This is a genomic window from Aquimarina aggregata (genome assembly GCF_001632745.1).
Lineage (GTDB): Bacteria > Bacteroidota > Bacteroidia > Flavobacteriales > Flavobacteriaceae > Aquimarina > Aquimarina aggregata.
On sequence record NZ_LQRT01000035.1, the window covers coordinates 251,500 to 264,201 of the forward strand.

17 protein-coding genes are annotated in these 12,702 nt (G+C 29.8%); 7 read left to right on the forward strand and 10 right to left on the reverse strand.

Features of this window, described 5'->3' with window-relative positions; genetic code table 11:
* The first annotated feature begins 53 nt into the window (after nt 1–53).
* On the forward strand, nt 54–758 hold the full coding sequence (locus tag AWE51_RS19400; protein WP_082832519.1) for a methyltransferase domain-containing protein: 705 nt from the start codon (nt 54–56) through the stop codon (nt 756–758).
* A gap of 3 nt (nt 759–761) precedes the next feature.
* Nucleotides 762–1,202, forward strand: a complete 441-nt coding sequence (locus AWE51_RS19405; RefSeq protein WP_066317008.1) for a hypothetical protein — start codon at nt 762–764, stop codon at nt 1,200–1,202.
* On the opposite strand, the gene AWE51_RS19410 is transcribed toward AWE51_RS19405, so the two are convergent.
* The 8 genes from AWE51_RS19410 to AWE51_RS19445 form a co-directional block, all read right to left on the reverse strand.
* On the reverse strand, nt 1,199–2,332 hold the full coding sequence (locus tag AWE51_RS19410; protein WP_066317010.1) for a pentapeptide repeat-containing protein: 1,134 nt from the start codon (nt 2,330–2,332) through the stop codon (nt 1,199–1,201). The genes AWE51_RS19405 and AWE51_RS19410 overlap by 4 nt on opposite strands.
* Nucleotides 2,333–2,486: 154 nt before the next feature.
* Nucleotides 2,487–2,708, reverse strand: a complete 222-nt coding sequence (locus AWE51_RS19415) for a hypothetical protein (RefSeq protein WP_066317012.1) — start codon at nt 2,706–2,708, stop codon at nt 2,487–2,489.
* Between the two features lie 310 nt (nt 2,709–3,018).
* Entirely contained in the window at nt 3,019–3,471 is a 453-nt protein-coding gene (locus tag AWE51_RS19420; RefSeq protein WP_066317014.1) for a thioesterase family protein, read from the reverse strand.
* A gap of 19 nt (nt 3,472–3,490) precedes the next feature.
* Nucleotides 3,491–4,378, reverse strand: a complete 888-nt coding sequence (locus tag AWE51_RS19425) for a DUF5777 family beta-barrel protein (RefSeq protein WP_066317016.1) — start codon at nt 4,376–4,378, stop codon at nt 3,491–3,493.
* 5 nt (nt 4,379–4,383) lie between these two features.
* A complete protein-coding gene (locus AWE51_RS19430) occupies nt 4,384–4,926 on the reverse strand; it encodes a YceI family protein (RefSeq protein ID WP_066317018.1) in 543 nt (180 codons plus the stop codon).
* Nucleotides 4,927–4,949: 23 nt separating this feature from the next.
* The gene (locus AWE51_RS19435; RefSeq protein ID WP_066317020.1) at nt 4,950–5,372 is read right to left on the reverse strand and encodes an OB-fold protein; all 423 of its coding nucleotides are present in this window, start codon (nt 5,370–5,372) and stop codon (nt 4,950–4,952) included.
* A gap of 13 nt (nt 5,373–5,385) precedes the next feature.
* Nucleotides 5,386–5,736 carry a c-type cytochrome gene (locus AWE51_RS19440; RefSeq protein ID WP_066317022.1) on the reverse strand — a complete coding sequence of 117 codons (351 nt, stop codon included), beginning with the start codon at nt 5,734–5,736 and terminating at the stop codon, nt 5,386–5,388.
* Nucleotides 5,737–6,062: 326 nt separating this feature from the next.
* The gene (locus tag AWE51_RS19445; protein WP_066317029.1) at nt 6,063–7,178 is read right to left on the reverse strand and encodes a LytTR family transcriptional regulator; all 1,116 of its coding nucleotides are present in this window, start codon (nt 7,176–7,178) and stop codon (nt 6,063–6,065) included.
* A gap of 299 nt (nt 7,179–7,477) precedes the next feature.
* Here AWE51_RS19445 and AWE51_RS19450 point away from each other — a divergent pair, with 299 nt between their 5' ends.
* The 3 genes from AWE51_RS19450 to AWE51_RS19460 are packed head-to-tail and all read left to right on the forward strand — an operon-like array spanning nt 7,478 to nt 9,357.
* Entirely contained in the window at nt 7,478–7,903 is a 426-nt protein-coding gene (locus AWE51_RS19450; protein WP_066317031.1) for an OB-fold protein, read from the forward strand.
* Nucleotides 7,896–8,444 (forward strand): YceI family protein, encoded by a 549-nt coding sequence (locus tag AWE51_RS19455; protein ID WP_066317034.1) that lies wholly within the window; start codon nt 7,896–7,898, stop codon nt 8,442–8,444. The genes AWE51_RS19450 and AWE51_RS19455 overlap by 8 nt, the downstream gene beginning before the upstream one ends.
* On the forward strand, nt 8,434–9,357 hold the full coding sequence (locus AWE51_RS19460; RefSeq protein ID WP_066317036.1) for a DUF5777 family beta-barrel protein: 924 nt from the start codon (nt 8,434–8,436) through the stop codon (nt 9,355–9,357). The genes AWE51_RS19455 and AWE51_RS19460 overlap by 11 nt, the downstream gene beginning before the upstream one ends.
* A gap of 36 nt (nt 9,358–9,393) precedes the next feature.
* Here the strand turns inward: AWE51_RS19460 and AWE51_RS19465 are convergent, their stop codons facing one another.
* Together AWE51_RS19465 and AWE51_RS19470 are read right to left on the reverse strand one after the other, a co-directional pair.
* A complete protein-coding gene (locus AWE51_RS19465; protein ID WP_066317045.1) occupies nt 9,394–10,221 on the reverse strand; it encodes a cyclase family protein in 828 nt (275 codons plus the stop codon).
* A 34-nt stretch (nt 10,222–10,255) separates the two neighbouring features.
* Complete coding sequence (locus AWE51_RS19470; protein WP_066317803.1) at nt 10,256–10,627, reverse strand: VOC family protein; 372 nt, start codon at nt 10,625–10,627, stop codon at nt 10,256–10,258.
* A 447-nt stretch (nt 10,628–11,074) separates the two neighbouring features.
* Here AWE51_RS19470 and AWE51_RS19475 point away from each other — a divergent pair, with 447 nt between their 5' ends.
* Entirely contained in the window at nt 11,075–11,593 is a 519-nt protein-coding gene (locus AWE51_RS19475; protein ID WP_066317048.1) for an RNA polymerase sigma factor, read from the forward strand.
* A gap of 11 nt (nt 11,594–11,604) precedes the next feature.
* A complete protein-coding gene (locus tag AWE51_RS19480; protein ID WP_066317050.1) occupies nt 11,605–12,498 on the forward strand; it encodes a FecR family protein in 894 nt (297 codons plus the stop codon).
* Nucleotides 12,499–12,702: the final 204 nt, after the last annotated feature.

The window sequence follows — 12,702 nt, forward strand, 5'->3', positions numbered from 1 at the left end:
AGTTATTACTATTATTAAGACTACATTATTTGTATTATTAATTTAACTTCACCTTGAATCTCGAAACTAGACTCCTTACCTCTGAACAGCTTGACAACTTATCATTGTCGGGAGTACCTCTGGAGAAAACTTTAGATAGTTTAAAACTGATAAATACTTTCCTTGGTAATCATATACAACTAAGAAGGGCGGTTATAAGACATTGTAAATCAAATAAAAACAAAAAGAGTTTTACTATTGTTGATTTAGGATGTGGTGGTGGAGACAGTGTAATTCATCTATCCAAAAAATTAAAAAAACACAACATCAACGCCTTTTTCATAGGGATTGACGGTAATCCTAAGAGTATTACTCATGCTAAAACGAAAAGCTTGAAATTAACCAATTTAGATTTTATTGTTGGAGACATTTTAGCTTCTAATTTTAAAATTCCCGATTGTGATATTTTGATAAGTAGTCATTTTATATATCATTTTAATGATCATGGACTCACATATTTTTTGAAAAAAATAAAAGATACAGATGTGGAACATATTATTTTTAGTGATTTATATCGAAGTCGTATCGCCTATTATCTCTTTAAAATAATAAGTCCTCTACTTCCTATTTCTGATATTGCCAAAAAAGATGGGTTAATTGCTATACAAAGAGCCTTTTCTTTACAAGAATTAAAAAATATTATTGAAGAAAGTGGTATTATAGACTTCAAAATTTCTAAAAAACCATTTTTCCGTACCATTACAAAAATAGATTTATAACTTATGAATACCTTTTTAACTCAAAAATTAAATATTTTAAAAAAGACTCCTAAAAGTTTAGTTTTAACCTATGTTATCATTTATTTTTTATGGGGGTTAGGGATGAATCGTTTTGGTGCTGAAATGGAAATAGCAAGGTTTACATTTTGGTGGCAAGTAATTACATGTTACATCCTTTATATGGTTCCTATCTCTATACTTCTTAAAGATTATAAATTCTTTGATCAGTATGCATATGGTTTGGTCGCAATGGGTATCTTAGAATTTCTTGGATATTGGCTTAAAACATCATATGTATACCCAGACAACCTTCTTGATCAATTGTTTAACCCTCAAAATTTTAGTCTGGGTATGGCTTTATTTTTTGCTTTGTATTTTCCTGCAGGAAATTGGTTAGTATCAAAAATTCATAGACTCGTTTTTTTAAAACGAGAAGACAATTAAGATTTCTTTTTAGGAATTAACATAAACTGTTTCTTTCCTTGTTTTTTAATTTTATATCGATCCTCTATATCATCTGCCCCTTCAAGTTTTAAAGAATCGGTAATATAATCGATCCAATCTTGTTTGTCGACAATTGCATTATCTAATATAACATCAGAAAGATTGGTGTCTATTAATTTTGCTCCCCATAATATTGCACCAGAAAGATCTGCTCCCGATAAATCTGCACCAGAAAGGTTTGCATTTGTTAAATTTGCCCCTGACAGTTCTGCTTCTTTCAAATTACAAGCCATCAATCGCGCTCTTTTAAGATCTGCATCTGATAGGTTAACCTTTTTCATGTTAGCATTTTTAAGTTCACTATTTCCTAAATTTGCAGCGGGCATGTTAGCATTTGTTAGGTTTGAATAATTTAATTTTCCATATTTTAAATAAACTCCTCTTCCAAATGATACCCCTTTTAAGTCACTATATTCAAAATCTCCTGCATAAAAGATATCGCTTAAAGATTGCTCTCCCAAATCACTTTTTATTAAACTATATAATAATTGTCCTCGTTCAGAACTTGTTTTTTCGTTAGTTAATTTTCCATCTTCAATATACTGATAGGGCTTCATTGCTCTTGATAGACTTACAATTCTTGCTTGTAATGTATTACTAATATTATTTTTAGAATTAACACTTTTGTACTTTAATTCTTCATTTAAATCGCCTAAAACGTTATCCATAACAAAAACCAGAGAAGATCTTCTATCGGCTTCAACTAAACTATTCTGATTTTCGATAAATTTATTTTGATTCATCAATAATTTTGTTTGGAAAACTAAAACAGCCGCTGGGATTACTCCTACCATAAATGCAAATAATCCAATTCTGGTAATACGCCAAATAACACTTGATGACACATCAGATACGGTATCTACAGAAACCGTCTTATATTCTTTATATTCGTTTATAGCGTTCCCAATGCTCTTTTTAAGTCGTGAACCAAAAATAGGTACACTCGATTTTTTTAAAAGCCACCATCTAAATCTTCTTTTTTTCTGTTTCCCAGAATTGATTTTATCCAGTTTATCTTGAAGTAACTTATTTTCCTTCTTTAATCGGTCGATATATTCTTGTTCGTTCACTTTACTAGGGGTTTATTATCATTTCTAAATGATACATTTAGTTTATTAAAACGTAAGATATAAAAGTATTATTACCTAAAAAAAAGAAAGTCTCTTTTACAGTTTGTAAAAAAGACTTTCATCAATCAATATAAAAACAACCAATTAATGGTACTCATTTTAAATATCTAGCAATATCATCTGCAATATCTTCAACCAAGGTAAAATCTTTTCCTTCATCAATTAGATTAATGGTTTTTATCAAAACCTGAATGTAACCAGAGACATATTCTTTCTTTTTCTGATCATCAACACATCCTTTACCTTCAACAACTATAAATGTCATTAAATTGCGAATAATCAGTCTTGCATCAGAAATATCTAAATTATCTTTCATGATTTACCTTTTTGACAATCTCCTTTCTGGAAATCAATAATGAAGTTAAAACTCTAACATTCAAAAAATTAAAAACCAAAGAAATTAACCTCATAAAAATCGATTAAAAGCAATTTTTATCGATTTTAGAAATTAGATCAAATTTCTAAAACAATACGCATAAAAAAACTCTGCTATAAAACATTATAGCAGAGTTACATTAAAACCCAATTAACAAATTCGTAACGCATAGCTATCATCTAAATGCATTACTTAATTAAAACAAACACTAATATTATTGTATCGTAATTATTAATTTTAACTGTAAAAATTAATCTTTTACAATGTTTAACGATATATTTTTATGTACGTTAAGCCGCAATTGCTGAGCAAAAAAGGGCTCTAGTATTTTTCTTGGCGGAGTGATTGTTTTGTGATTATTAATATCACACCAATTTAATTTTGTGATGACTATAGCACATAATTCATTATACTCATTAAAAAATGAGTTTTTAACTCTTATTTTTTGTCTATTATCTGTGATTTCTATGCATTCAAAATTTACAAAGAAGCGTTGCGTAAACATAAGGTGCTTTTGAAACAGCAACTCTTCAGTACACTTTTGAAATCCTATAGCCAATGAAATCAACTTCTGTTTAGAATACCCTTTTTCAAATAGGAAATTATCCAATAATCGCGATGCATAGGAAAAGTACGCATGATTCTCCATTATCATATAATCATTTACATCATTGCCTAGCACTTTATATGTTTTCCTATACATCTTGACTATTGTTTTTGTATTACTTCTTTATTTTTCTTTTTCCTAATTGAAACGTTCGCGAGATATTAAATCCAAAATGTATATCTCCTCCAAAAAAGTCACCGGTTGTTTCTGTAATAAAACTTTTTTCAATCATTGTAATCGAGTTAGATAAAATGATCTGAAATACATGCCCTCCTGTTTCTATATCTACTCCAAAAGCAAGTGAGTTTTTAGCCTCTATTGATTCAAGAGGATTAGCGGTATAATAGTACTCTGCATTTACAGATATCCTATTACTCAATTTGGCCCTTCCTCCAAATCCAAGTGCAAAAATGTCGTGTGGATCGCTTTCAATTTCAGTGAAATTTCTATGTACAAAAGTTGGAGTTATCTGAAAAGAAAAAGCTGAATTAAACTTTCTGGCAATAAGTAATTGTGAGACATAAGAAAGTTTTTCATTAAAACTTGGCTCGTTTGCGGGATCAAAATCTTCTAATGTTCTATAAGCAATGCTACTAAAAAGGGACATTGTTACTGGAAATGATTTTTTACCTGAACTCTGTTTTAATAGTTTGTATTTAACAAACCCATCATATGTTTTATCAAAGCTACTTCGCCCCAATCCCAACATTAAGTCTTCAGTCACCCCATACTCGAATGCAAATCGAATATTTGATTGATCTAGACCAAAAAGCTCATCAACTCCTTGATTAATCCTACCGAAACGGTGAGATATCAAAAATATCAAACCACCTTTCTTACTATTTTCTACAGAATGTCCGTTAAGTATTCTTGTTCCTTTAAAGGTTGCTGTTGTAAAAGTTTTGGTATCTGGTGCTTCACTTTCTAAAATATCCAAAAGATCTTGTCCAGATACTTGTAAAGTAATTGCTAATATTGCTATTGTTGTTATGAATCTTTTCATTTGAATTATTTGTATGGTTCATGGTCTAATGCGAATGTCACTTTTACGATCTTGGCAATATTATTTCTTACAATTCCGGGAATTTTAATGTCAAAATCTGCTACTGCTACAGGAAAATCCCCATCGAGAGTAATATTATTTTCTTGTTTATGTAGTTGAGCTTTAGTTTCTATATTTTTAGAAACTCCATGAATAGTAAGTATTCCCTTTACAGTTACTTCTTGTTTACTATTATCTAAGTCACTAAAGTTTTCGATCTTACCTTTAAAAATTGCTTTAGGAAACTTATCTGATTCGACATAATTCTCGTTAAAATGTTCTTGCATTAACAATTTTTCAAATGCGAATGATTTCATAAGCATTGAAATAGCAATATCTCCTGTTGAAGAATCTACAATACTAAGTACTTGATCGTTATCTGCTGTAATATCTTCGAGAGGAGAATGAGAGAAAAATGAGGCACTTCCTTTTTTCGTAATAAACTTCTCTTGTGCATTTGAAACTGTTATAAAAAGCGAGAAGAATAATAATATATAATATGATTTCATGTTTGTTTGTTTTTAATTAGTAATTATTTAGTTAGCATACATTTCACAAGGATAACATCCATCAGATATCCTGTACAAATTCCTTTTATAGTAATATTTTGATCTTTTTTCAAGACAGACCACTTAGAAGTTTCACTAGGTTCAAGATGGCATATTACTGTCCCAATGGCGCTGTCGGTACGTAAAACAACTATTCCTTTATTTTTTATAGAATCTAACTGAGCAATTTTACCCGTCACCTCAACTACTTTTTCTAAATACTTGGTGTTAGCTTCATCTTCGTTATTTAAAAAGTCGTTCAACAACATACTAGACTCCAGAGATACATCTGGTGATATATCAAGAACACCCTCTGATGTTTTATTGAACATCGTTGTTGCAACATATATACCTATCAATCCAATACATAATAGGGGTACAAGAATTGTAATTCTTTTTTTATTCATTGCAATATCTTTTTTAATTGTTTAATCCTCCGTTTTCCACCCAACAACGAATAGTTTCTATTTGTTCATTAGACAAGGATCCTCCTAATGGCATTCTTCGTGTGGTAACCTGATCTTTTACACGTTCTGCGTTTGCACTAATTCCTGCAAAGGTTCTTAAGTCGGGAGCTTGGTTACCCCCATGACAAGTGATACAATTATTATCAATAATTGGTTTAACTTGAGTGGCAAATGATATTGCAGGATCGCAAAGGTCAATTTCAATTGGTTCATCTTCATTTTCTACATTGTATTCACATGATGAAAATGCGATACAAATGCCAAAAACCATGAGAGCATTTTTAATTTTCTGATTCGTATTCATGTTTAATTTTATTTGTTACTTGTTGAGACAAAGTAAGGCAGAATGGGAGGTTAGAATCAAAACAAAGTACATGAGAGGGAAAAAAACAGGCTTAAAAAGGAAATAATACGATTGAAATAAACTCGTTTTATGGATATTTAAGTTTTGTAGAATTTACAACCTTTATAAAATCAGAATATTTTAATAGAAAAAAACAAGATGTGAATACAGATTACATAATCAGATTCGAAATGAGGTTCATATACCATTTTAAAAAAGCATATCGAGTTACTCAAAAAAAATAGAGAATCTAATTTAAAGTATTTATTAAAAATGAAAAAACGGCTTTAAAGATTAAGCCATTGTTTAAATTCTGCAGCTTTATTTTTACTTATTATAATCTCTACTGCCGAATCAGGTTGTACCAGAATTTTAAGTTGGCTATTTCCATACTTAATAATTTTTTCTATTGCAGCAATACTAATTATAAACTGTCTGTTAGCTCTAAAAAACAATGAAGCATCTAAACTCGTATAGATATCATCAAGACTACTATTACTAGTTGATTTTTTACCATTTGCACACATCACGTGTGTAATGGTATTTTCTGTATAGATATATGCGATTTCATCAATAGAGACTGGTATCAATTCATGTCTTATATACGTTAGAATTCGTTTTTTACTTGCATCTGATAAAGGGTCCGATTGTTCTTCAATTGGATCGGGGTCTTTTACTACTTTTTGCTGATATGCAACAAGATCAGTATTTAACTTTGAAAGACTAATCACTTCGGTCTCTAAACTTGTATTTTTTAATTCTAGTTGTTTTTCATAGTTACTACCAATCAAACGAACTGCTAAAAAGGAAGAGATAATAATGATCGCTCCCATAATAATAAAGATGATATAAAAATTTCTTCTTAGATTTTTTAATTGCCCATTCATTTTACTAACATTAACATGAGCGGCTACAATCCAATCAGAATTTTTAACAGGAGACAAATGTATTACCTCAGACTCCATTTCATAATCACTAAGTCCTTTTTTAGTATCTTTTTTGTTAATCAATAAATCATACAGATCATTAGAATTAATTTCTTCATCTAATGATGATAATAATGTTTGATTAGAGCTTATCTTCTGTCCAACTTTAGTGATATCCGGATGACAAATTTCTTTGCCTGACCAATCAAAAAGGCATACAAATCCTGTTTCTGTGTTTGTGTTTTCAATAGTTTTTTGCACATTTTCTTTAACTTCCTTCTTATCCACTCCCCCCATAAGTTGAAAGCTTATCAGACTGGCAACTTCATTAGCCTCACGCTTACTGGATTCTATCTGAACTTCGATTTGCTGATTTGCACTTACTCTAATAAAATACTGTGTCCCCAAGGAGGCCATTATCAGAAAAATAATAGTGATAGAAATAAAGGTTAAGAAATATAATTTATCTTTTCTCATCGATATAATATGCTAATCAAAAAATTATTACCGTACTTTAAGAATTAGTGCACTCTAGCTTACCTATTCAAAAAACGAAAATACTGTAAATTTCTTGCTATTCTATATGGCACTAAAATAATGATAAATAATTCAATTAAAATATTTCCTTTTCAACCTCAATTTTTTCACTCTAACATATATTTTTTATGTCTTGCTAAACTAAGGTTGTTCTTTTGTGTAATAAAATTTTAAATTGCAGATATATCTATTAGGTATATCTGCGGGTATTGAAAATAATATAATTTTCTAATCTATAAATGAATAAAAAAGGTAAAATAGTTTTTTTTGCTATAGTAACGGTAGTTTGGATATTCGCAATTTTTTATGCTAAGTATCGAGATCCTGCTTATACTAATATTGATCTAGCGACTACAGAATTAAAGGTGAGCTCTGAAGATTTAGTAAGCTTATTCTTGAATAATGAAAAATTAGCTACAGACACCTATGCGGGAAAAATTATTGAGATTGATGGAATTGTAAAGGACATTACTTTTTTAAATAACCGAAATACAGTATTATTGTCCAGCAAAGTTTGGTCTTCAAATGTAATTTGTGATATGAGAATTGATCAAGTTAAAATTGTAGAACAACTTAAAGTAGGTCAAAAAATAAAAATAAAAGGAGTCTGCAAGGGCTTTCTTAAAGATGCTGTAATATTAAATTGCAAACTAATCAATGAATAAAATTATTCTTTTACTGTTTTTTTTGACAAATTTTGCTGGTATTGATGTAAAGCAAGATCAAATCATAGCGCGACAAGGTCAAATTTCTTTCTTTTCATATACTTCTGTCGAAAATATTGAAGCCAGAAACAATCAAGTTCTTAGCATTATTGACCTATCAAAAAATGAAATCGCTATAAGTATGCTCATGCAAGCATTTGTATTTAAAAAATCATTAATGCATGAACACTTTAATGAAAGTTATATTGAATCAGATATTCATCCAAAAGCAACTTTTAAAGGTTCGATTATAGATTTTGACCCACTTCTTGAGGGAGAACAAACTAAAATGATTAAAGGTTTCTTAGAAATACATGGGATCTCTAAAGAAGTTGAAATAAAAACGACCATCCAAAATACAAATGGGACTTATGCATTAGCTGGTGAATTTGAAGTTGCAGTAAAAGATTTCGATATCAAGATTCCTCCTGTTTTAACCAGTAATATTGCCAAGACTATTTCAATAACATTTAGATTTGAATATCAACCTTATGAAAAATAATGCTCATTTTCTTTTCTGTTTTTTTATATTGATTGGATTCAACACTTCAATATATGCGCAAGATCTACTGGAAACCTTAGACAAAGAGTTTCCTGACACACCTAAATATGAAATGTCTACCTTTAAAACTACACGTATTGCTATTGGGCATTCTATAGAAAATCGTAAAAAAGGAGTCTTAGAAATACGCACCATGAGCAGATTTTGGGATATCCCGAATAATGACGCTGGTCAAAGTTTCTTTGTGGATAAAATAAGTACTCGAGTTTCTTTAGAATATGGAATTACAGACAATTTAACTTTTGGAGCAGGTGGTACTACATTTGATGGTATTTTTGATGGATTCTTAAAATATAAACTCGTTCGTCAACAAAAGGACACTAGAAAATCTCCTTTTAGCGTTACCCTTTTTCAAAATGCATCGTATCGTAGTAAGCGTTTTAGAAGCATATTTACAAACATTAATAAAACAGAAGAGTTTTCTGATAAACTAGCATTTACAAGTCAACTATTAATTGCTCATAAGTTTAATCCAAAGTTCTCTGCGCAAATAGCACCAACTTTTGTTCATAGAAGTTCTTCTGCTTTTGGTGAAGACCCAAATAATCAATTTGCTGTTGGTATAGGTGCTCGTCATAAATTAGGAGGTCACGTGTCTATAGTTTCTGAATATTATTATCTTATTAATCCATTAAAATCTATTGATACCTACGATGCCTTTGCTCTAGGAATAAACTGGGAATTGAGTGATGTTATGTTACAATTTCATATGACAAATGCAAGAAGTATTGTTGAAGATGCTTTTATTACGCAAACTCGTAACAACTTTAATTTTAATGATGGAAATTTTCATTTTGGATTTAATGCCACCTTTATCTTACATTTCAAGAATAAATTAAAAGAGAATCACTAAAATCACATCCTAACGTAATCCTTAGTACATACATAATTATTCAGTAACTAATGCTATAATTCTTAAGGGTCCACCACTACCCCCTTTAATTTTCATGGGTAGGGCAATAATCTCAAAACCTGTTGCAGGTAATACATCAAGGTTTGTTACATTTTCAAAAGCAGGAATATTTTGGGAGAGTAATACTACATGAATTTTAAAAAATTGCGATTGACCGTAGTCAATACTAGGAGTATCAATTCCTATAGCATTGATAGTACGGTTTTTGATTAACCATTCTGCTGCCTCTGGAGCAAGTCCTGGAAAATGTAAATCTTTAAGAGCTTCTTCCCCACGTTCATTTGTTCCTAGATATTTTAATTTATCTGGATAATACTTAGAAAAACCAGTAGCTAATAAGACAATGCTTCCTTCAGGAATTTTTATTTGTTCTCTTTTCTCCCATTCTTTAAAATCCTCTATACTTATTTGGTAATCCGGATCCAGTAACGCCTTTGCAGAAACATCTATTTTAATTGCTTTTCCTATTAATTTTTCAAGAGGTATTTGGTCAACTGTTTGTCCTGTTTTTGAGAAATGAATCGGGGCATCAATATGGGTCCCACCATGTTCTGCTGTAGTAAAATTATTTGCCGAATAATAATACCCTTTTTCTGTTTCTCCTTTATATACCGTATCCAATTCAAATTCTTTTGCTGTGACCCAATATATGGTTTCATCAGAAAAAGAATGTGATAAGTCTACTATCTTTTGTTGTTTTGTAGATGTAGCTGAGGCTTTTTTCGGTTTTTCGGTTTTATGCGCACATCCTAAGCAAAATAAGATAAATATTACACGAATAAATAAACTAAGTTTTATATTCATAACGAGTAGGTTTTTATGGTATAACATCACCGTATTAGACATGTTGATCTATTAATATAGGGTTTCCATCTGGATCTAAAATCATCATACTACCGGGTCCATTTGTACTTTCATCAACTTCTGTTTCCAGCTTAACTCCATTATTCTTAAGTTGCTTTTGAATATCTCTAATATCATCAAATGATTGTATCTTATTTGCGTTCTCATCCCAACCTGGATTAAAAGTCAAGATATTATCTTCAAACATTCCTTGAAACAATCCTATAAGTGAATTTTCATTTTTCATAATAAGATATTTTCGCTCAATATCTCCTGCAAATACAGTAAAGCCAAGATTTTCATAAAACTCCTTTGAAATCTTAATATCCTTTACATTTAGACTAATCGAAAATGCTCCTAATTTCATATCGTTCATTATTAATGATTTGTAAACATATTATATAATGTGGATAAATACGTATCCTTTCTACTCTAAACAGCTTAAAACTAAAGCTATCTAATGCATAAGATATAAAAATGAAGAATAATAATATATCAAAACACAAATAAAAATAGGGTGTTATAGCATTTAATTGTTGTATACATATAGCGATTAAAAAACTGAAGTAATTTAAAAAAGGGAAACAATACTATATTAACATTGAAAAGCTAACAGAAATCTACATCGTTTATAAAGGGTTATTAAACAAATATGTAATTTTCACAAACAAATCATAAGCTTTTCTAATAGGTGAATAGTTATTTACATTATGACTTAAGTAGGTTTATTCTTAAAATACAATATTTTCATTAATGAAAAAGTTATGATATACTTATAATTTGTATTTTTAATACTAAAACCTCTTAAATACTAATGGCCACCCCTAAAAGCAATGTATGCGATGAAAAAATATTTAGAATAGTTTTTGACGAATATTCACAATTGATACGCAATTTTATTTACTATAAATGTGGCGATATAGATCAAGCCGAGGACCTAACTCAAGATGCTTTTGTAAAACTTTGGAAAAATTGCAAAAATGTACCCTTTGAAAAAGCTAAGTCTTTTGTAATGAAAGTTGCACAAAACTCCTTTTTTAATACGCTTAAACATAAAAAAGTTGTTCTAAATTATAATGAACAAAAATTAGAAAACACTATTGAGCATGAGAATCCAGAATTTATATTAGAAAAAAAAGAGTTTCTTATTAGACTGCAAAATAGTATAAGTAATCTACCTGAAAAAGAAAGGGAAGTTTTTTTATTAAGTAGAAAAGATAAAAAAACGTATAAGGAAATTGCAGAAATTATTGGTTTAACACAAAAAGCTGTAGAGCGTAGAATGCATTTGGCATTAAAAAAATTAAAAGAAGAACTTGGGGCAAGCATATAAACGAATTAGTAATGGATGATTTTTTAGCAAAATGGGCAAGCGGAGATATATCTGAAGAGGAAAAAGAAAAGTTTCGTCAAAGTAAAGATTATGATCTTTACAAATCTATATTAGAGGGGACAGAGTTCTTGGACTTACCAGACTACAATAAAGACCAATCATTTACTAAAGTTCAAGAAAAAATAGCTAAAGTCCCAAAAGTAATTTCTTTGATTCCTAAATGGCTATATTTCGCAGCAGCATCTATCGCTCTTTTAATCGGGTTTAATGTCTTTTTTAAGGCTTCAACAACTCATACATCTGGTTATGGTGAACAAGTAAGTTTTAGTTTACCTGATGATTCTGAAGTAATTTTAAACGCAAATTCAAGCATAACATATAGCACAAATAGTTGGCAAGATGAACGGTCCCTTGCTTTAAACGGAGAAGCCTATTTTAAGGTAAACAAAGGTTCTACATTTACTGTAAAGACGGCTAATGGTGAGGTAAGTGTTTTGGGAACTCAATTTTCGGTAAACGCAAACAAAACTACTTTTGAAGTCCAATGCTTTGAAGGAAAAGTTCGTGCTAAAAAAGGAGAACTCTCAAAAGTAATTTCTAAAGGACAGGCTGTTAGAGCACATAATAATAATTTTGAGCATTGGAAACTTAACCAAAATAGTCCTTCATGGTTAGGAGACGAAAGTACATTTGATAATGTTCCTTTACAACAAGTGATTTTAGCCTTAGAAAATCAATACCACATTGATATTATAAGTGATCATATAAATAGTGACATCAGATTTACTGGTTTTTTTACTCACAGCAATCTTGAAATTGCACTAAAAACAGTATTCGAAACACTAGAAATAGAATACACATTTAAGAATAAAGAAACCCTAGTATTGCTTACGAATAACAAATAATTTAGTCTATAAAAATAGTATTCGTTTGAATTTTTAAACTCGTTTTCACATCTCGACTAAATTTAAACCCTGACCAAATAACATTTTTAAAAATCAAATAAAATCTTTCAATTAAAGAAGGACAATAAATTATAGTAACAAAAGTTAATTTATTATCTTTATTTGACATTGAGAACTTCTTCAAAAGGTATCTATTTTCAATAT

Excerpts from the sequence above, each read along its gene's own strand:
- AWE51_RS19450 (WP_066317031.1), top strand. The coding sequence starts at position 7,478 with ATGAATAAAAAAGGTAAAATAGTTTTTTTTGCTATAGTAACGGTAGTT.
- AWE51_RS19465 (WP_066317045.1), bottom strand. The coding sequence starts at position 10,221 with ATGAATATAAAACTTAGTTTATTTATTCGTGTAATATTTATCTTATTT.
- AWE51_RS19430 (WP_066317018.1), bottom strand. The coding sequence starts at position 4,926 with ATGAAATCATATTATATATTATTATTCTTCTCGCTTTTTATAACAGTT.
- AWE51_RS19440 (WP_066317022.1), bottom strand. The coding sequence starts at position 5,736 with ATGAATACGAATCAGAAAATTAAAAATGCTCTCATGGTTTTTGGCATT.
- AWE51_RS19460 (WP_066317036.1), top strand. The coding sequence starts at position 8,434 with ATGAAAAATAATGCTCATTTTCTTTTCTGTTTTTTTATATTGATTGGA.
- AWE51_RS19415 (WP_066317012.1), bottom strand. The coding sequence starts at position 2,708 with ATGAAAGATAATTTAGATATTTCTGATGCAAGACTGATTATTCGCAAT.
- AWE51_RS19435 (WP_066317020.1), bottom strand. The coding sequence starts at position 5,372 with ATGAATAAAAAAAGAATTACAATTCTTGTACCCCTATTATGTATTGGA.
- AWE51_RS19405 (WP_066317008.1), top strand. The coding sequence starts at position 762 with ATGAATACCTTTTTAACTCAAAAATTAAATATTTTAAAAAAGACTCCT.
- AWE51_RS19420 (WP_066317014.1), bottom strand. The coding sequence starts at position 3,471 with ATGTATAGGAAAACATATAAAGTGCTAGGCAATGATGTAAATGATTAT.
- AWE51_RS19445 (WP_066317029.1), bottom strand. The coding sequence starts at position 7,178 with ATGAGAAAAGATAAATTATATTTCTTAACCTTTATTTCTATCACTATT.
- AWE51_RS19455 (WP_066317034.1), top strand. The coding sequence starts at position 7,896 with ATGAATAAAATTATTCTTTTACTGTTTTTTTTGACAAATTTTGCTGGT.
- AWE51_RS19475 (WP_066317048.1), top strand. The coding sequence starts at position 11,075 with ATGGCCACCCCTAAAAGCAATGTATGCGATGAAAAAATATTTAGAATA.
- AWE51_RS19480 (WP_066317050.1), top strand. The coding sequence starts at position 11,605 with ATGGATGATTTTTTAGCAAAATGGGCAAGCGGAGATATATCTGAAGAG.
- AWE51_RS19425 (WP_066317016.1), bottom strand. The coding sequence starts at position 4,378 with ATGAAAAGATTCATAACAACAATAGCAATATTAGCAATTACTTTACAA.
- AWE51_RS19470 (WP_066317803.1), bottom strand. The coding sequence starts at position 10,627 with ATGAAATTAGGAGCATTTTCGATTAGTCTAAATGTAAAGGATATTAAG.